The 17891-nt window shown below is 60.2% G+C and carries 14 protein-coding genes; 3 read left to right on the forward strand and 11 right to left on the reverse strand.

What is annotated here, in order from left to right; all coding sequences use genetic code 11:
• Positions 1-98: 98 nt before the first annotated feature.
• The 5 genes from RHM56_RS25470 to RHM56_RS25490 form a co-directional block, all read right to left on the reverse strand.
• Positions 99-2525 carry a TonB-dependent receptor gene (locus tag RHM56_RS25470; RefSeq protein WP_322237152.1) on the reverse strand — a complete coding sequence of 809 codons (2427 nt, stop codon included), beginning with the start codon at positions 2523-2525 and terminating at the stop codon, positions 99-101.
• Positions 2526-2622: 97 nt separating this feature from the next.
• Positions 2623-3591, reverse strand: a complete 969-nt coding sequence (locus RHM56_RS25475; protein ID WP_322237154.1) for a FecR family protein — start codon at positions 3589-3591, stop codon at positions 2623-2625.
• A complete protein-coding gene (locus RHM56_RS25480; RefSeq protein ID WP_322237156.1) occupies positions 3588-4106 on the reverse strand; it encodes an RNA polymerase sigma factor in 519 nt (172 codons plus the stop codon). Before RHM56_RS25480 ends, RHM56_RS25475 begins: the two co-directional genes overlap by 4 nt.
• A gap of 206 nt (positions 4107-4312) precedes the next feature.
• Positions 4313-5023: a 3'-5' exonuclease gene (locus tag RHM56_RS25485; protein WP_322237159.1), complete on the reverse strand. Its 711-nt coding sequence runs from the start codon at positions 5021-5023 to the stop codon at positions 4313-4315.
• Positions 5020-6954 carry a putative nucleotidyltransferase substrate binding domain-containing protein gene (locus tag RHM56_RS25490; RefSeq protein WP_322237161.1) on the reverse strand — a complete coding sequence of 645 codons (1935 nt, stop codon included), beginning with the start codon at positions 6952-6954 and terminating at the stop codon, positions 5020-5022. The genes RHM56_RS25485 and RHM56_RS25490 overlap by 4 nt, the downstream gene beginning before the upstream one ends.
• 269 nt (positions 6955-7223) lie before the next feature.
• Between RHM56_RS25490 and RHM56_RS25495 the strand changes: the two genes are divergently transcribed.
• On the forward strand, positions 7224-7676 hold the full coding sequence (locus RHM56_RS25495; protein ID WP_322237163.1) for a response regulator: 453 nt from the start codon (positions 7224-7226) through the stop codon (positions 7674-7676).
• 109 nt (positions 7677-7785) lie between these two features.
• Here the strand turns inward: RHM56_RS25495 and RHM56_RS25500 are convergent, their stop codons facing one another.
• Positions 7786-9963, reverse strand: a complete 2178-nt coding sequence (locus tag RHM56_RS25500) for a malate synthase G (RefSeq protein ID WP_322237165.1) — start codon at positions 9961-9963, stop codon at positions 7786-7788.
• A 339-nt stretch (positions 9964-10302) separates the two neighbouring features.
• Here RHM56_RS25500 and RHM56_RS25505 point away from each other — a divergent pair, with 339 nt between their 5' ends.
• Positions 10303-10821 (forward strand): glycine cleavage system protein R, encoded by a 519-nt coding sequence (locus RHM56_RS25505; protein ID WP_322237167.1) that lies wholly within the window; start codon positions 10303-10305, stop codon positions 10819-10821.
• A gap of 17 nt (positions 10822-10838) precedes the next feature.
• Here the strand turns inward: RHM56_RS25505 and rarD are convergent, their stop codons facing one another.
• The 5 genes from rarD to RHM56_RS25530 all read right to left on the reverse strand — a co-directional run bounded on the left by rarD (position 10839) and on the right by RHM56_RS25530 (position 16650).
• Positions 10839-11726, reverse strand: a complete 888-nt coding sequence (gene rarD / locus RHM56_RS25510) for an EamA family transporter RarD (RefSeq protein ID WP_322237169.1) — start codon at positions 11724-11726, stop codon at positions 10839-10841.
• A gap of 111 nt (positions 11727-11837) precedes the next feature.
• On the reverse strand, positions 11838-12812 hold the full coding sequence (locus RHM56_RS25515; protein WP_322237171.1) for a serine/threonine protein kinase: 975 nt from the start codon (positions 12810-12812) through the stop codon (positions 11838-11840).
• Between the two features lie 197 nt (positions 12813-13009).
• Positions 13010-14911 (reverse strand): PhoX family phosphatase, encoded by a 1902-nt coding sequence (locus RHM56_RS25520; RefSeq protein WP_322237172.1) that lies wholly within the window; start codon positions 14909-14911, stop codon positions 13010-13012.
• A 171-nt stretch (positions 14912-15082) separates the two neighbouring features.
• Positions 15083-15850, reverse strand: a complete 768-nt coding sequence (locus tag RHM56_RS25525; protein WP_322237174.1) for a TOBE domain-containing protein — start codon at positions 15848-15850, stop codon at positions 15083-15085.
• 59 nt (positions 15851-15909) lie between these two features.
• Positions 15910-16650 carry a ComF family protein gene (locus RHM56_RS25530; RefSeq protein WP_322237176.1) on the reverse strand — a complete coding sequence of 247 codons (741 nt, stop codon included), beginning with the start codon at positions 16648-16650 and terminating at the stop codon, positions 15910-15912.
• Positions 16651-16738: 88 nt separating this feature from the next.
• On the opposite strand from RHM56_RS25530, the gene bioB reads away from it, so the two are divergent.
• Positions 16739-17794 (forward strand): biotin synthase BioB, encoded by a 1056-nt coding sequence (gene bioB / locus RHM56_RS25535; protein WP_322237178.1) that lies wholly within the window; start codon positions 16739-16741, stop codon positions 17792-17794.
• Positions 17795-17891: the final 97 nt, after the last annotated feature.

Genomic DNA, 17891 nt, shown 5'->3' on the forward strand with positions numbered 1-17891 from the left:
CTAAATGCAAAAGCACCCTGTAGGAGCGAGCTTGCCTCGCGAGCTTTTAAAGATCAAAAGATCGCGAGGCAAGCTCGCTCCTACAGGGGGGAGGGGTTTTAGAACTCCAATTGAGCCGAGAATTGCACGGCCCGCGGGTCACCCAGGTAGTAGCTGTTGAGCCAGTATTCTTTGTTGGTCAGGTTGCTGACGTTCAGGCGCAGGGTCAGGTCATTTTCGGCAACTTTCATACGGTAACGCGCCCCGGCATCAAAGGTGGTGAACGCGGGCAGATGGTAGTCGTTGGCCTCATCGGTGTATTGCTTGCCGGTGTAAAACGCGCCACCCGTCAAGGCCAGGCCCGGTACCGGGTTGATGTCGTATTCGGCATACACCTTGGCCAATTGCTTGGCGACGTTGGTGGGGGCGTTGCCGTCATTGGCTTTGATGCTGCTGTCTTTGATTTTCGGATCGAGCAGGGTGAAACCACCGATGACCGTCAGCTCAGGCGTGACTTTGCCAGTGACGCTGAATTCCAGGCCGTTGTTGACCTGTTTGCCGTCCTCGGAATACACCTGAAACTGATTGATGTAGCCATTGGGTTTTTCAATGTTGAAAAAGGCCAGCGTCAGCAGGGTTTCGCCCACCGTCGCTTTTGCACCCACTTCGTATTGCTTGCTCACTTGCGGGGCGAACATTTCGCCATAGTTGATCGCCGTGTTTGGCGCCGTGCCGCCCGCTTGCAGCCCTTCAATGTAGGTGGCGTACGTGGTCAGCCAGGGCAGCGGCTTGTAAATCAGCGAGATGTTGGGCGAGGTTTTGCTTTGGTTGTAGCGGGTTTCGGTTTCGGGTGTGCCAAACGCCTTGGCGTAGACGAACTCGTTGGCGTAGGTCTTGATCTGGGTGCGGGTCACGCCAAGGATGCTGGACCATTGATCGTTGAAGGTGATGACGTCACCGATCAGGAAGTTATTGGACTCTGTTTTACTCGCCAGACGCTGATCACCATGGCCAATCGAGTAACCGGGTTTGTCGTATTGCTGGCTGTCACCGATGGGCAAACCACCGCCACTCATGTCCGTGTATTGCGGACCGGGATACGGGATGTGGTCTTCATACTGGCGAATACGCGAGACATTGCCCTGATAACCCACGGTCATCTTGTGGCCAATGTTGCCGGTCTGGAACGCCGAATCGAGGAACAGATAGCCCGATGTTTCTTCGTGTTCGATGGGGGCAAATGCATACAGCGGCTGGGTGTAAACCCCTGGGCTGTAAACCGTTGGGCCGGTGTAAGTGTTCTCTTCGGTGAATTTTTGCGCCGCCACTGCGCCGCGCAGGCTAAAGGTGTCGTTCAGACGCCATTTGCCGCGTACGCCCGCCTTGTCGGTCTCGTTATCCGAGAACGCCCATTTCTGGCTGTGCAGCTTGTCGTTGTCCAACTGCGAAGCCCGGGGCCGATAGGCCTGATCGCCGAAGAACCAGTAACTGGTCAGGCCACGGTTTTCAGTTTTCTTGTGCGAGGCATCGAACTGCAATTGCAGGTCGTCGCTGACATTCCAGTCCAGGGCAAAGCTGATCATTTCGCGGCGACGTTTCTGCATATCGATGGCGGTTTCGCCGTCTTGAGTCAGCAGGTTCAAGCGATAGGCAAACTTGCCTTCATCGTCGAGCTTTCCGCCGAAATCGCCGTGCAGGTAGTAGTTCTCACCACCGGCATTGCCCACCGTTACGCTGCGGTAGGTGTCATAGGTGGGGCGCTTGAGTACATAGTTTGCCAAGCCACCAGGCGATGCCGGGCCGTACAGGAAGCCGGTCAGGCCCGTGATGATTTCCAGCTGTTCGGTGTCTTCCAGAAAGTTGCCCGCATCTGCGCCTGTGGTGAAGCGCAAGCCATCGTTGGCAATGTTCAGGCTGCCCGCACCGCTAAAGCCCCGAATATTGACGGCGCTGGCATAACCGGCCCCGGTGGGCGAATACATCTGGGTGAAGGGGTTGCGTTTGAACACATCATCAAGGGACGTTGCCTGGGTATTTTTGAGCAGCGCCTGCGACGTGACGCTCATGGAGTAGGGCGTGTCTTGCAGTTTCATCCCGCCCAAGGCGCCGACGTTACTCACGTTTTCGCTGACGTAACCCGCCGCTTCTGAACCTTCAGGTACTGCCTGACCATTGATGTTGACGTCGCCCAAGGTCAAGGCACCCTCGACCACGGGCACCAGGGTGTAGGTTGCGGCGCCGCTTTGTTGCAATTGCAGGCCTGTGCCGCGCAGGGCTTCGCGCAATGCGGTGGTGGCCTCAAAGGTGCCTTTAACTGCGGCCGAGGTTTTACCGGCGAGTAAAGATGGATCAATCGCCAGCGTCACACCCGCCTGACTGGCGATCTGGTTCAGTGTGGCCGCCAACGGTCCGGCGGGCAGGTTGTAGCTGCGCGCGCTCGTGCTTTGCTCGGCGGCGATCAGCGAGGTGCTGGCCAGCGGGGCGCTGAGGGCGATGGCGACGGCTAACAGGCTAGGGCGCAACAACGTGTCTAGGGTGCGGGACATTCGGCGGGTTCCTGAATGGAAATGTTTCTCAATGCTTATGTGCCGAACGAGCGTTCAAAAGTGATAGGGCTAATTGAAAATAATTTCGATTTGGCTTTTACGGCTGGGCGCTGACGGTGATCCACCACGGGGTGAGTTGCTCAATTTTCACGGGCAGGGTGGGTTGCAGGGCATTGAGTGCCAACGGCACGTTGTTCAGCGGGAAGCTGCCGGTGATGCGCAGGTCGGCCACGTGCGGGTCGACGCCCAGATGGCCGTGCTGGTAGCGATTAAGCTCGCGCACCATGTCGGCCAGTCGCACGTTGTCGAGCACTAGCATGCCGCGGGTCCAGGCATCAGCCCCGGCGTTGACGGCAACCATTTGCCCCAGGTGATCGCGGTGCATGAGCACTTGCTGGCCTTCGTTGTAGATCGTCTCGCCGGTGCTGTCTTCGGGGTGTGCAGCAACGCGCGATTGCAGCACGCTGAGGCGGGTGCCGTCGTCTTCGCGCTTGACCAAGAAGCGCGTGCCCAAGGCGCGCAGGCTGCCATCACGGGTTTGCACGATAAACGGCCGAGGATCGCCATGGCCGGTCTGCACCATGATCTCGCCTTCTTGCAGGATGATTCGCCGGGTGCTGGCGTCAAACTTAACGTCCACGGCACTGTGGGTGTTGAGGTTGATCACGGTGCCATCGGCCAGTCGCAGTTCGCGCTGCTCGCCGGTGGCGGTGCGTTGGTCGGCCATCCAGTAATCAATCGGCACATACTGTTTGCCCGCGAACACGGCCAGCCCGCAGACCAGCGCGATGCTCGCCAAGCCGCTGCCGAGCTTGCGCACCCGTTGATGCAAGCCGTTGCGCGCGTTCAGCAGGGCATTGCGGGCCGGAAGGCTGGCGTTGCTGAAGCGGTGGTCAAGCATGCCCAACTGTTGCCAGGCACGTGCGTGTTCTTCGTTAGCTTCGTACCACTTGGTGAATTCGGCCTGTTCGACCAGACTGCCATTGCCGCAGTCCAGGCACAGTTGCCAGGCGATGGCGGCGTCGAGTACGCGGGCGGACACCGGCTTGGAACTGATCGCGTTCATGTCGGCTCGCCATACAGCGCGATGTAGCACTGGCGAATGCCTTGCGCCAGGTACTGACGCACGCGGGGCACAGACACGCCCAGGCGTTCGGCGATTTCGGCGTGGGTCAGGCCATCGAGGCGGCTATGCAGGAAGGCCGCGCGCGATTTGCTCGACAGCTTGCTCAGCAGGCGGTCGATGGCTTTCAGGTCTTCGAGAATCAGGTGCTGTTCTTCGGGCGAAGGTTGCTCGGCTTCGGGGATCAGCAGCAGTTCGTTGAGGTATGCCTGCTCCAGCGCGGCGCGGCGAAAGTGGTCAAACAGCAGGCCTTTGGCGATGGCTGCCAGAAAGGCGCGCGGCTCACGCGGGGCAGTCAATTCGGGGCGTCCCAGCAGGCGCACGAACGTGTCTTGGCTCAAGTCTTCGGCACGTTGCGGGCAGGCCACATTGCGCCGTAACCACGCCAGCAGCCAACCGCGATGGTCGCGGTAAAGCGATCCAACCAGTTCACTGTTAGGGGTTTGGACTGACGACAAGAGCAGCACCGAATGCAAGTTTTAACTAACGATAATTATTCGCGATTGTGTCAGAGGGGAACGAGCGGCGCAATTGACGCTCATCGGATGACTTTTGATGGGTGTCGTTGGCTGCCCTCATCTGTAGGAGCGAGCTTGCCTCGCGATCTTTTAGAAGATCAAAAGATCGCGAGGCAAGCTCGCTCCTACAGGGGGCCTGTGTGTGCTTAAAAGCTGTGAACCTGTTTGCGCCGTTGCCACTGGTTAAGCCGCTGTTGCAGGGCTTGGGGGCTGTCGATGCCTTGGGCGCGGGCGCGGCTGAACAGGATCAGCGCCAGTTCAGCGGTGGCCAGCGCGTCGGCGCTGGCGTTGTGGCGGTCTTCAACGTGCAGGTTGAAGTGCTTGATCCAGTCATCCAGCCCGGCCTCTCGCACAGTGACCTGCGGGCACAGCATCGGCGCTAGCGCCGCCACGTCCATAAAGGGATGCTGCAAGCGATAACCCAGGCTGTCTTTGAGTGCGCGGCTCAGCATGTGCTGGTCAAACGGGGCGTGAAACGCCAGCACCGGGCTATCACCGACAAACGCCATAAAGTCGAGCAGGGCATCCACCGGGTCACTGCCGGCGGCAATCGCACTCGGGCCCAGGCCGTGCAGCAGGACGCTGGGGCTGAGCGGGTTGTCGGTACGCAACAAGGTGCGTTCGAACGCCTGGCCCAGATCAATGGCGCCGTCTTCAATGACCATCGCCCCAATCGACAGCACTTGGTCACGATTAAGGTTCAGACCGCTGGTTTCCAGGTCGACCACCACCCAGCGTTGGGCGCGCAGGGTGTGCTCGCTCAACTCCGCTGGCGCGGTTAACTGCGCTAAACGCTGCTGCTGAGCCGGGGTCAAGCTGGGGGTTTTACGCGCCAGCAGCCAGGAAAACAGGCTCATAGCTGATACCGCAGGGCCAGGCTGCTTTGCAGGCGTTGGGCCTGGCGCAGGGCTTCACGCAGGATGCGTCGGTCCAACTGGTTCAAGTTGTCGGGGTCGACACGGTTGGAATACGGGCGGTTTTGCCGGGTCTGCAATTGGTGCTGTTGCATGCGGGTCTGCTGAATAAAGTGATACGCCTCTTCGTAGGCCGCGCCGTCCAGGGGCTCGATCACGCCGAGGGTGATGAGCTGGCGCAAACGCTCAAGGGTGTTGATGGCTTCAACGCCATTGGCCAACGCCAGCAGGCGGGCGCCGTCAACGAACGGGGTCAGGCCTTGCACCTTGAGGTCGAGGGTGGCTTTGTCGCCGCCTTTGCGCTCCAGCACAAACTCGCGAAAGCGCCCCACGGGCGGGCGATGGCGCAGCGCATTGTCGGCCATCATGCGCTGGAACAACCGGTTGTCGGCCACTTGCTGAAGGATCCCGCGGCGCAGTTGCTGGCAACCCTGCTCATCGCCCCAGACCACCCGCAGGTCAAAGTAGATGCTGGAACCCAGCAGGTTTTCGGGTGTGGCCTCGCGAATAAACGCCGCAAAGCGTCGGGTCCATTCGGCGCGTGACAGGCACAGGTCGGGGTTGCCGGCCATGATGTTGCCCTTGCACAGGGTGAAGCCGCAGGCCGCGAGGTGGGTGTTGATGTGTTGCGCAATGGGCAGCAGGCGCAGACGAATCTCGGCGGCCTGCGTGGCGTCTTTGGCGTCGAACAAAATGCCGTTGTCTTGATCGGTGTGCAGGGTTTGTTCGCGTCGTCCTTCGCTGCCGAAACACAGCCAAGTGAAAGGCACGCCAGGATCGCCGCGTTCAGCCAGCACCAACTCGATCACGCGGCACACGGTGTGGTCGTTGAGCAGGGTGATGATGTGCGTGATCTGCGTCGACGAGGCGCCGTGGGCCAGCATGCGCTCCACCAGTTGGCCGATCTCGCCGCGCAGGTTGATCAGGGTATCCAGGCGCGGCGCGTGGCGAATGGTGCGGGCCAGGTGCACCAGATCGACCCGTTGCAGAGAAAACAGATCACGTTCGGACACCACGCCGCACAGGCGCTGTTCTTTGACCAGGCACACGTGGGCGATGTGCCGCTCAGTCATGGCAATCGCGGCATCAAAGGCGCTGTGGTCGGGGGACAGGTAAAACGGCCCCGGCGTCATGTGCGCGTCGATGGCTTGCTCAAAGTCCTGTATGCCATCGGCCACCACGTGGCGCAGGTCGCGCAGGGTGAAAATCCCCAGCGGTGCCTTGTGTTCGTCCACGATCACGATGCTGCCCACTTGTTGCTCGTGCATCAGGCGCACGGCCTCGCGCAGGGCGGTGTGCGGGCTGCACGTCACCGGGTGGCGCATGGCCAGTTCACCCAGGCGGGTGTTGAGCGAGTATTGCGTGCCCAGGGTTTCAACGGCTTTTTGCTGCACTTGCTGATTGACCTTGTCGAGCAGGCTGCTGACCCCGCGCAGGGCGAAGTCGCGGAACTCGTCGGACAGGGCGAACAGTTTGATAAACGCCGCTTTGTTCAGTTGCAGGCAGAAGGTGTCTTCGGCGGCCCGATGCTCGGTGCGGGTGGCGCGTTCACCGAGCAAGGCGGCCAGCGGGAAGCACTCCCCCGCAGTGATTTCAAACGTGGTTTCGGCAACGTCGCGTCCTACGTGCGTGCGCTCGCCCACCACGCGGCCTTGCTTGACGATATAGAAGTGTTCGACCGGCCCGTCGGCGGGCCGAATGATGCTGTCACCGGGGCCATAGAAGCGCAGTTGGCACTGCTCCACCAGGAACGCCAAGTGAGTGTTTTCCATTTGGTTAAAGGGCGGGAATCGCTGCAAGAACTGCATGGTGCCGTGAATGTTCTGCAACACCGCAGTTTTCCCTGCCTGGAGAAACGCATCCGATTTACTCATTACCGTTACCGCATTGTTGGCCGTTGTTGTTATGACGGGACAGGGCCCCAGCTGACCTTCATGCTCGGTTGTCTGCACGCAGGTGCCCATTGGACGTAAGTCTAGGGAGGCTGTGTGGAGGCTGCGTTTTTCGACAACTTGCGTGCTTTTTACGGTTTTCAGACAGTGTCTACTTGGAAATAGGCTTAGCTCAGTGCACATTGAGCGCATTGCGGGATAACTGACTGAACCGCTTGGTTTTTACCCTTGAGGCAGTTCTTGAGACGTGTATGAGTGAACACGACATTCTGACCGACGCCGAACGTCAAGCTTTGAGGGAGGTGATGCAAGCCCCCGCACAGGCAGAACAGTGTGTGTTGATTGTGGACGATGAACCGATTGCGCGTGATTTGCTGGCGGAGTTTCTGACGCTGCATGAGATCGAGTGTCTGACGGCGAGCAATGAAACGCAGGCGTTGGCGTTGCTGGATTCTGAGCGGCCGATTGGCCTGATGGTGACGGACTTGCGCATGGAGCCCCACGATGGCTTGCACCTGATCCGCAAGGTGCGCGAATCGGATCGCGCTGAGCTGCCAATCATCATCATGTCGGGGGATGCGGGGGTGCGGGACGCAATTGAAGCGATGCACTTGAACGTGCTGGACTTTTTGCTCAAGCCCATCGATCCGCCAAAGCTGCTGCACCTGATTAAGCAGGAACTCAACCTCGACCTGGATCTGTAGGAGCGAGCTTGTCTCGCGATCTTTTGATCCTTTAAAAGCTCGCGAGGCAAGCTCGCTCCTACAGGGGGCGCCCCAATAAAAACCCCGGCACACGTGCCGGGGTTTTTATTTACAGGCCGTTTTTAGCCTTGAACTCACGACGACGACGGTGCAGCACCGGCTCGGTGTAGCCGTTTGGCTGTTTAGTGCCTTCGATCACCAGTTCGACCGCCGCCTGGAAGGCGATGTTGCTGTCGAAGTTGGGTGCCAATGGACGGTACAGCGCGTCGTTGGCGTTTTGGCGATCAACCACCGGGGCCATGCGCTTGAGGCTTTCAAGCACCTGAGTCTCGCTGACGATGCCGTGACGCAGCCAGTTGGCGATGTGCTGGCTCGAAATACGCAGCGTCGCACGGTCTTCCATCAGGCCGATGTCGTGAATGTCCGGCACTTTCGAGCAACCCACGCCCTGGTCGATCCAGCGCACCACGTAACCCAGGATGCCCTGCGAGTTGTTGTCCAGTTCGTTCTGGATCTGCTCAGGCGTCCACTGCGGGTTCACGGCCAGCGGGAGGGTCAGGATGTCGTCGACCGAGGCGTGCGCGCGCTTGGTCAGTTCGGCCTGACGCGCGAACACGTCAACCTTGTGATAGTGCAGCGCGTGCAAGGCAGCGGCGGTCGGCGAAGGGACCCAGGCGGTGTTGGCACCGGCCAGCGGGTGAGCGATTTTCTGTTCCAGCATTGCCGCCATCAGATCAGGCATGGCCCACATGCCTTTACCGATTTGCGCGCGGCCTTGCAGGCCGGTGCTCAAGCCAACATCGACGTTGTTGTTTTCGTACGCCGAAATCCACTTCTCGGCTTTCATGTCGGCCTTGCGCACCATCGGCCCGGCTTCCATGGAGGTGTGAATCTCGTCACCCGTACGGTCCAGGAAGCCGGTGTTGATGAACACCACGCGCTCGCTGGCGGCCTTGATGCACGCCTTGAGGTTGATCGTAGTGCGGCGCTCTTCGTCCATGATCCCGACTTTGAGCGTATTGCGTGGCAGCTTGAGCACGTCTTCGATGCGCCCGAACAGCTCGTTGGTGAACGCGGCTTCTTCCGGGCCGTGCATCTTCGGCTTCACGATATAGACCGAGCCGGTGCGGCTGTTCTTGCGCGAGGCCTGGCCGTTGAGGCTGTGGATCGCTGCCAGGCTGGTCAACAGGCCGTCGAGAATGCCCTCAGGCACCTCGTTGCCGTCTTTGTCGAGGATCGCGTCGATGGTCATCAGGTGACCCACGTTGCGCACGAACAACAGCGAACGGCCATGCAGGCTGACCGTGCCGCCGTTGGGCGCGGTGTACTCGCGGTCCGGGTTCATGGTGCGGGTGAAGGTAGTGCCACCTTTGGCGACTTGCTCGCTCAGGTCGCCCTTCATCAGGCCGAGCCAGTTGCGGTAGATCACCACTTTGTCGTCTGCATCGACGGCGGCGACCGAGTCTTCGCAGTCCATGATGGTGGTCAGAGCGGCTTCCATCAGCACGTCTTTGACGCCCGCCGCATCGGTTTGGCCGACAGGGCTGGTGGCGTCGATCTGGATCTCGAAGTGCAAGCCATTGTGTTTGAGCAACACCGCGGTCGGTGCCGAGGCCGCGCCGTGGTAGCCGATCAGTTGCGCGGTGTCGCGCAGGCCGCTGCTGGCGCCGCCCTTGAGCGTGACCTGCAAGGCGCCATCAACGATCGCGTAGGCGCTGGAGTCAACGTGCGAACCGCTGGCCAGCGGTGCGGCGTCGTCGAGGAAGGCGCGGGCGAAGGCGATGACTTTGTCGCCACGGACCTTGTTGTAGCCTTTGCCCTTTTCGGCGCCATCGGCTTCGCTGATGGCATCGGTGCCGTACAGCGCGTCGTAGAGCGAACCCCAGCGGGCGTTCGACGCATTGAGGGCAAAGCGCGCATTCATCACCGGCACCACCAACTGTGGGCCTGCCATGCGTGCAATTTCGTCATCGACGTTTTGCGTCGTTGCCTGGAAATCAGCCGCTTCTGGCAGCAGATACCCAATGTCTTGTAGGAAGGCTTTGTAAGCCACGGCGTCATGGGCCTTGCCGGCCTGAGCCTGGTGCCAGGCGTCGATCCGCGCCTGCAAATCATCGCGTTTGGCGAGCAGTGCTTTGTTCTTGGGTGCCAGGTCATTGATGACCTTGTCGGCACCGGCCCAGAACTGGTCGGCGTTGAGGCCGGTACCGGGTATGGCTTCGTTGTTGACGAAGTCGAACAGGACTTTGGCGACCTGCAGGCCACCGACGTGAACGTGTTCAGTCATTGCTTGCCTCACTCATTTTTATTTAAAGCCTGGAGCGCTTCTCAAAACACCGCCTGAGCGGGTTTGTACGGGGGTAAAGCAGACGCCTTGACCGACCTTGTTGCTAATTATGTAGTGGTCGCCGGGGCATACTACATGATCATTTGCCGATGTGAAAATCAGACTAACTACGTCGTTCTGCGACTGTTTTTAAGCTATCGGTCACGTAGAAGTACGGGATGTTCTCAAGAAACACACAGGTTGTTCCAGATAATTCTAAAAACAGTACACAATTTGTTGGCGGGTGATCTTTTTGGGAGCTGCCTATACTCAGCGATCCTACTAATAAGAGAGCCTGCCATGAACCATCTCGTGATTACGGTGTTTGCCCAGGACAAGGCCGGGCAGGTAGAGCGCATTGCTGAGTGCATCGCCGAGCATGGCGGCAATTGGCTGGAAAGCCGGATGTCGCGCATGGCCGGGCAATTTGCCGGGATCTTGCGCGTGGCGGTGCCAGCCGAGGCCTATGACGGGCTGGTCGAGGCGCTGCACGGGTTGGCGCCAGAAGGGATTCGGGTCTTGATCGCCGAAAGCGGGATTGAGCAGTCCTGCACCTGGAAGCCCATTGCCATGGAGTTGGTGGGCAACGACCGCCCCGGCATCGTGCGCGACATCACTCGGGTGCTGACGGAGCAGGGCGTCAACCTGGAACGGCTGGTGACCGACGTGCGGCCCGCGCCCATGAGCAACGAGCCGCTGTTTCATGCCGAAGCGATTCTGGCGGTGCCGCTGACGTTGTCACTGCACGTGTTGCAGGAACGTTTGGAGACGTTGGCCGATGAACTGCTGGTTGAGCTCAAATTACGCACAGACGAGTAAATCTGTGCGTTTTTTGATCAGGCGTTTCGGCGCATGCTCAGCCATGCGTCGAGGCTGTACACCACCAGGCCAGCCCAGATAAACATGAAGGCGATCAGCGTGCTTTCGGACAAGTGCTCACCAAACACATACACCGCCAGGATCAACACCAGCGTCGGCGCCAGGTACTGCATAAAGCCGAGTGTGGTGTAGGGCAAATGCCGGGCGGCGGCGTTGAAGCACACGAGTGGAATCAACGTTGCCGGACCTGCCGCCACCAACAGCCAGGCTTCGGAGGTCGTCCAGAATTGGGCGTGGGCACTGTTGGCCTCGGGGTGTATGAGCAGCCAGACGAGGGCGATGGGCACCAGAATCCAGGTTTCGACCACCAGCCCCGGCAGCGCCTTGACCGGCGCCTGTTTGCGAATCAGCCCGTAAAAGCCAAAGGTCAGCGCCAGCACCAGCGACACCCACGGGAGGCTGCCGACTTGCCACACTTGCTGGGCAACACCCACGGCGGCCAGGCCTACGGCAATCCATTGCAAGCGACGCAAACGCTCGCCCAGCAGCAACATGCCGAGCAGCACGTTGATCAGCGGGTTGATGTAATAACCCAGGCTGGCTTCGAGCATGCGGTCGTTGTTGACCGCCCACACATACGTCAGCCAGTTGGCCGCGATCAGCAGACCGCTGCCCGCGAGTACAGCAATGCGTTTGGGGTTGTCGCGCAGTTCTTGCCACCAACCGGGATGTTTCCAGACCAGCAGCAGAAGTGAACCGAACAACGCCGACCAGAGCACTCGGCTGACGATGATTTCGGTGGCAGGTACGCTCTCTAGCAGCTTGAAGTAGAGCGGGAAGAGTCCCCAGATGGCATAGGCGCTGAGGCCTAAAATGTACCCGCGACGCGGGTTTGCGGCTGGCATGCAGAATCCTTGGTTGGGCAACTAACGGGGGCTGTAGGAGCGAGCTTGCCTCGCGATCTGTTGATCTTTTAAAAAGATCGCGAGGCAAGCTCGCTCCTACAGGGGGGGATCTTAAAACAACTTCAGCGGTTCTTCATTCAGTGCCGAGAGTTGTTCGCGCAACGCCAGAATCTGGTCGCCCCAATAGCGTTCGCTGCCAAACCACGGAAAGCTGTGCGGGAAGGCCGGGTCGTCCCAGCGGCGGGCCAGCCACGCGCTGTAGTGCATCAGGCGCAAGGCGCGCAGCGGCTCGATCAGGGCCAGCTCACGCGGGTTGAAATCGTGAAACTCGCTGTAGCCGTCCATTAATTCAGACAGTTGGCCCAGGCATTCCTGACGATCACCGGCCAGCATCATCCACAGGTCTTGCACGGCCGGGCCCATGCGGCAGTCGTCGAGATCGACGATGTGGAACACCTCGTCGCGGCACATCATGTTGCCGGGGTGGCAGTCGCCGTGCATGCGGATGTTGGTGTGCGGGGTGGCGGCGTACACATCTTCAACCCGCTTGAGCAGGTCACGGGCCACAGACTCGTAGGCTGGCAACAGACTGCGCGGAATGAAGTTGCCTTCGAGCAGCGTGGTCAGCGAGTCATGGCCGAAGTTTTTCACACCCAAGGCTTCGCGGTGTTCAAACGGCTTGGTGGCCCCCACGGCATGCAGGCGGCCCAGCAGTTGGCCCAGACGATACAGCTGATCGAGGTTGCCAGGCTCGGGTGCACGGCCGCCACGGCGTGGAAACAGGGTGAAGCGAAAGCCTTCGTGTTCGAACAGGCTTTGACCGTTGTGAATCATCGGCGCGACCACCGGCACTTCGCACTCGGCCAGTTCGAAGGTGAAGCGGTGTTCTTCGAGAATGGCTTCGTTGGTCCAGCGCTGAGGGCGATAGAACTTGGCGATCAGCGGTTCCGAGTCTTCGATGCCGACCTGGTACACGCGGTTTTCGTAACTGTTAAGTGCGAGCACGCGGGCATCGCTGAGGAAACCAATGCTTTCGACGGCGTCGAGCACCAGATCAGGGGTAAGTGTTGCAAACGGATGAGACATGCTGACTCCTGCGCGCAGCAGGCTGCCGCGTCCGGCCATGCATCTTAGCGTAGACCGGTTACAAGCTGGCACAAAACCTGTAGTCGCTGCCGCAGGCTGCGATCTACCACCATCCTCTGTAGGAGCGAGCTTGCTCGCGATCTTTTAAAGATCAAAAGATCGCGAGCAAGCTCGCTCCTACAGGGAATGTGCAGGGTTTAGCTGCCGACGATGCCGCCGTCGTCGCGGCTGATGGCCATGACCGATGAGCGCGGTTTGCCGTTGGGGGTGTGCTCGGGGAAGGTCGAACCGCCGTTTTCACCCGGATGCTGGATGCCGACAAACAGGGTTTTCTGGTCGGGCGAGAAGCTGATGCCGGTCACTTCGCAGCCAACCGGGCCGACCATGAATCGGCGAATTTCGCCGCTGTCGGGGTCGGCGCAGAGCATTTGGTTGTTGCCCATGCCCGCGAAATCGCCGCTGTTGCTGTAGTCGCCGTCAGTCAGGATCCACAGACGCCCGGCGTCATCAAAGCCCAAACCGTCTGGGCTGTTGAACATGTTTTGCGGGGTGATGTTGGCCGAGCCGCCCTTGGGCTGTTTGGCGTGGACCACCGGGTTGCCTGCGACCACAAACAGGTCCCAGTCGAAGCGGTTAGCGCCGTGGTCGCCGTTGTGGGTTTTCCAGCGCAGGATCTGCCCGTAGACGTTTTTCTCGCGCGGGTTGGGGCCGCCCACAGGCTGCCCGTCTTCGCCGCGTTTGGCGTTGTTGGTGAGGGTGCAATACACCTGGCCGTCTTTGGGGCTGACGACGATCCATTCCGGGCGGTCCATGCGTGTGGCGTTGACCACGCTGGCGGCCAGGCGGGCGTGAATCAACACTTGCGCCTGGCTGGCAAAGCCCTTGCTGGCGTCGATGCCGTTTTGCCCGTGACGCAGTTCGATCCACTGACCCTGGCCCTTGGGGCGATCCGGGTTGTTGTCACCCGCGTCGAAACGCGCCACATACAACGTGCCGTGATCCAGCAGGTCGCGATTGGCCTTGGGGTTTTGATGATCGATCGTGTCGCGGCTGATGAACTTGTAGATGAACTCGCCGCGCTCGTCGTCGCCCATGTACACCACGGCGCGCCCATCATTGGTTTGCGCCAGTGCGGCGTTTTCATGCTTGAAGCGGCCCAGCGCTGTGCGTTTGACCGGCACCGACTGCGGGTCGAACGGGTCGATTTCGACCACCCAGCCGTGGCGGTTGAGTTCGTTGGGGTTGAGCGCGAGGTCGAAGCGCGGGTCGTGCAGGTGCCAGTTGATGTCTTTGCTGGCGGCGCTGGCGCCGTAGCGTTTTTGCGCGGGGTCGAAGGTTTGCTTGGGATCAGAGCTGCCGAAGCAGTCGGTGAAGTTTTCTTCGCAGGTCAGGTAGGTGCCCCACGGCGTTTTGCCATTGGCGCAGTTCTGGAAAGTGCCCAGCACGCGCGAGCCATTGATGTCCGCCTGGGTGCGTAACAAAGCGTGGCCTTCGGCGGGGCCGCTGAGGCGAATCGGGGTGTTGCCATGGATGCGCCGGTTGAAGGGCGAGTCTTGCACAAACTGCCAGCCATCGCCTTTGCGCTGTACTTCAATCACCGACACACCTTCGCTGGCCTGGGCCTTGCGCACGTCTTCGGCAGACGTGGGCTGGCCGCCATGCGGGTACAGGTAGCGATAGTTGGTGTATTCGTTGTTGATCGCCAGCAGGGCGCGGTTCGGGTCGTCGGGGAACGCGAACAGGCTCATCCCGTCGTTGTTGTCGCCGAACTGCACTTCTTGGGCTTCGGCGCTGCCATTGCCGCTCGGATCGAAGGCCGGGCCGTTGACGTGCAAGGGGTGGCCCCAACTGATGAGGACCGAGGCGCGATAGCCGGGCGGCAGGCTGAGGGAGTCTCTGGTGGCAGCGTTGATGCTCTCAAAGCCGAGCAAGGAACTGGAGGCGGCGCTGACACCGGCGGCCAGTGCGCTGCGGCTCAGCAGGTTGCCGCCCAAAAACATCGCCGCCCCGCACAGAGCACCAGCGCCGATAAAACGCCGCCGACTGAGGCCGATCATCTGCTCAAGGTCGGTGAGTTGTTGTTCTTCTAACAGGTTCATATCGCGCAGGCTCTCGAAGGTTTTTGCAGCAACCTTAAGCAGCGGGTATGACAGCGGTGTTTCAGATGTTGGGCACGCCCGCCCTGTAGCCGCTGCCGCAGGCTGCGATGGGTTGCGTAGCGACCCTGTGGTTGAAGGTCCTGCGGCCCTTATCGCAGCCTGCGGCAGCGGCTACAGGGCGGGTGTACCCAGCAACACCAGCGTCGGCGAGAACTGCACATTGACCGCGCTGCCGACCTTCAACTGGAGTGTTTCGAGTTGTTGCGGCTCGGTCAGGGCACACAAGGTTTGGCCGCTGGGCAAGCTGATGCGCACTTCGCTGGGGCCGTCGTCGGCGTGCAGGATGTGTTCGATTTGCCCGTGCAGTTGATTGTGTTCAGGCGCGGCGGGTTGGTCCGGTGCCGTCAGTTGCAGCCAGCCTGCTTTGATCAGCGCCACCACGGGGGTGCCGATGCTTAATTCCAGGCGCTGGGTACTGTCGCGGGTGATTTGCGCGTTCAGCGTCAGCCCGCCGGGCAGCGCCAACTGAATCAGATCATTGTGGCCATGGCGCTGGATGGCGATCACGCTGCCATGCAACTGGTTGCGAGCGCTGGTCCTGAGCATCAACCGGCCTAGCAGATCAAGGTCGCTGCTGTCCTCGGCAGCGTCCAGCACCTGGCTCTGTAGCACCTGCAAGCGCTGATATAGCCTCAGTACCCGCTCGCCGGAAACAGACAAGCGCGCACCGCCGCCGCCCTTGCCGCCAACACTGCGCTCCACCAGCGGGGTTTGTGCCAGGTTGTTCAGCTCATCAATCGCGTCCCACGCGGCTTTGTAGCTGATACCTGCGCTTTTGGCTGCACGGGTGATCGAACCTTGCTCGGCGATGTGTTGCAACAGCGCAATACGCTGTGGGCGGCGGGCGATGTGTTGTGTCAGCAAAGTGGGCAGCGGCATGGCGGCGTGTTTCGCGAAGCGGGCAGAGCCTCGCAAAGTGCCTGCGCAGCGAGGTGCCGTCAAGGTGGCCCGTCGGGCTTTGGTGTGCGCGCCAGGCAATACACATCCACCCGCCGCGCCCCGGCCTTGAGCAGCAGACGGGCCAGGCTTTGCGCGGTGGCGCCCGTCGTGAGCACATCGTCCACCAGCGCCAGGTGCAACCCTTGCACCTCAATCCCCGGTGCAAGGCTGAAGGCTTGCAGCAAGTTGCGCTTGCGGGTCTTGGCGTCGAGTGCCTGTTGCGCCGTGGTGTCTTGGGGGCGCAGCAGCCAGTGTTCACGGCAAGGGATGTTCAGGTGCACGCTGAGCCAGTCGGCGAGCATGGTCGATTGGTTGTAGCCCCGTTGGCGCAGACGCTGAACAGACAGCGGCACGGGCAGTAAAAAGTCGGGTGGATCGTTACCTGTATCGAAGTGATTGCGCAGCGATTGGCCGAGAAGTTCGGCTAACAGACGGCCATACGGCCACTTGCTGTTGTGCTTGAACCGAATGATCAAACTGTCGACCGGAAAGCCATACACCCATGGCGCATGCACCGACTCGAAGGCCGGGGGTTGCTTGAGGCAAAAGCCGCAGGTGAGCCCCGCCATTGGCAAGGGCAATGCGCAGCGCTGGCAACTGTCGCCCAGCCAGGGCAGCTCAAGTTCACACGCCGTGCACAGCGCGAGGCGGGTATCGGTGCGTTCATCGCACAATAAACAGGTCTGGTTATTAAATAACCAGTTGTCAACCAGTGTTCTTAAGCGTGGTTGACAACTCATGTCACATCCTTAAACATGCCGAGCATCCGTGCCGTGCCTGAGGCAATGACCTCAGGTTCTAGTCAAAGCATAAACAAGAGAAACGCCGATGAGCGCCAGCACCCTTGCCAACTTGCGACATGATTGGTCTTTAGCCGAAGTCCGGGCCTTGTTTGTCCAGCCGTTCAATGACCTGTTATTTCAGGCGCAGACCGTTCACCGCGCGCATTTCGACGCGAATCGGGTTCAGGTTTCGACGCTGCTTTCGATCAAAACCGGGGCGTGTCCGGAAGATTGCAAATATTGTCCGCAGTCGGGCCACTACAACACTGGCCTGAAAAAAGAGAAGTTGATGCAGGTGCAGGCGGTGCTCGAAGAAGCCGCACGGGCCAAGTCCATCGGCGCGACGCGTTTCTGCATGGGCGCGGCCTGGAAGCACCCGTCTGCCAAAGACATGCCCTACGTGCTGGAGATGGTCAAAGGCGTAAAAGCCCTGGGCCTGGAAACCTGCATGACGCTGGGCAAGCTCGATCAGGAGCAAACGGCAGCGCTGGCGCACGCTGGGTTGGATTACTACAACCACAACCTCGACACCTCGCCGGAGTTTTACACCAGCATTATCACCACCCGTACCTACAGCGAGCGCCTGCAAACCCTGAGCTACGTGCGTGATGCCGGGATGAAGATCTGCTCCGGCGGGATTCTGGGCATGGGCGAGTCGCTGGACGACCGCGCCAATCTGTTGATTCAGCTGGCCAACCTGCCAGAACACCCGGAGTCGGTGCCAATCAACATGTTGGTGAAAGTGGCGGGTACGCCGATGGCCAATGCTGAAGACATCGACCCGTTCGATTTCATCCGGATGCTGGCCGTGGCGCGCATCATGATGCCTCTGTGCCATGTGCGGTTGTCGGCCGGTCGTGAGGCGATGAACGAGCAGATGCAAGCGCTGGCGTTCTTTGCCGGGGCCAACTCGATTTTCTACGGCGACAAATTGCTGACCACCTCCAACCCGCAGGCCGACAAAGACATGCAGCTGTTTGCGCGCTTGGGCATCTTGCCTGAAGCCCGTGAAGAGCACGCCGACGAGGTGCATCAGGCGGCGATTGAGCAAGCGCTGATCGAGCAGAAATCCAGCGAACAGTTCTACAACGCTGCGGTGTAAGCCTCTTAACTGTAGGAGCGAGCTTGCCTCGCGATCTTTTAAACGATCAAAAGATCGCGAGGCGAGCTCGCTCCTACAGGTCTTGTGCAATCCATTT

It is taken from the genome of Pseudomonas sp. CCC3.1 (assembly GCF_034347405.1).
Lineage (GTDB): Bacteria > Pseudomonadota > Gammaproteobacteria > Pseudomonadales > Pseudomonadaceae > Aquipseudomonas.

Excerpts from the sequence above, each read along its gene's own strand:
- RHM56_RS25495 (WP_322237163.1), top strand. The coding sequence starts at position 7,224 with ATGAGTGAACACGACATTCTGACCGACGCCGAACGTCAAGCTTTGAGG.
- RHM56_RS25530 (WP_322237176.1), bottom strand. The coding sequence starts at position 16,650 with ATGAGTTGTCAACCACGCTTAAGAACACTGGTTGACAACTGGTTATTT.
- RHM56_RS25500 (WP_322237165.1), bottom strand. The coding sequence starts at position 9,963 with ATGACTGAACACGTTCACGTCGGTGGCCTGCAGGTCGCCAAAGTCCTG.
- RHM56_RS25470 (WP_322237152.1), bottom strand. The coding sequence starts at position 2,525 with ATGTCCCGCACCCTAGACACGTTGTTGCGCCCTAGCCTGTTAGCCGTC.
- RHM56_RS25515 (WP_322237171.1), bottom strand. The coding sequence starts at position 12,812 with ATGTCTCATCCGTTTGCAACACTTACCCCTGATCTGGTGCTCGACGCC.
- RHM56_RS25485 (WP_322237159.1), bottom strand. The coding sequence starts at position 5,023 with ATGAGCCTGTTTTCCTGGCTGCTGGCGCGTAAAACCCCCAGCTTGACC.
- RHM56_RS25475 (WP_322237154.1), bottom strand. The coding sequence starts at position 3,591 with ATGAACGCGATCAGTTCCAAGCCGGTGTCCGCCCGCGTACTCGACGCC.
- RHM56_RS25520 (WP_322237172.1), bottom strand. The coding sequence starts at position 14,911 with ATGAACCTGTTAGAAGAACAACAACTCACCGACCTTGAGCAGATGATC.
- bioB (WP_322237178.1), top strand. The coding sequence starts at position 16,739 with ATGAGCGCCAGCACCCTTGCCAACTTGCGACATGATTGGTCTTTAGCC.
- RHM56_RS25505 (WP_322237167.1), top strand. The coding sequence starts at position 10,303 with ATGAACCATCTCGTGATTACGGTGTTTGCCCAGGACAAGGCCGGGCAG.
- RHM56_RS25490 (WP_322237161.1), bottom strand. The coding sequence starts at position 6,954 with ATGAGTAAATCGGATGCGTTTCTCCAGGCAGGGAAAACTGCGGTGTTG.
- rarD (WP_322237169.1), bottom strand. The coding sequence starts at position 11,726 with ATGCCAGCCGCAAACCCGCGTCGCGGGTACATTTTAGGCCTCAGCGCC.
- RHM56_RS25525 (WP_322237174.1), bottom strand. The coding sequence starts at position 15,850 with ATGCCGCTGCCCACTTTGCTGACACAACACATCGCCCGCCGCCCACAG.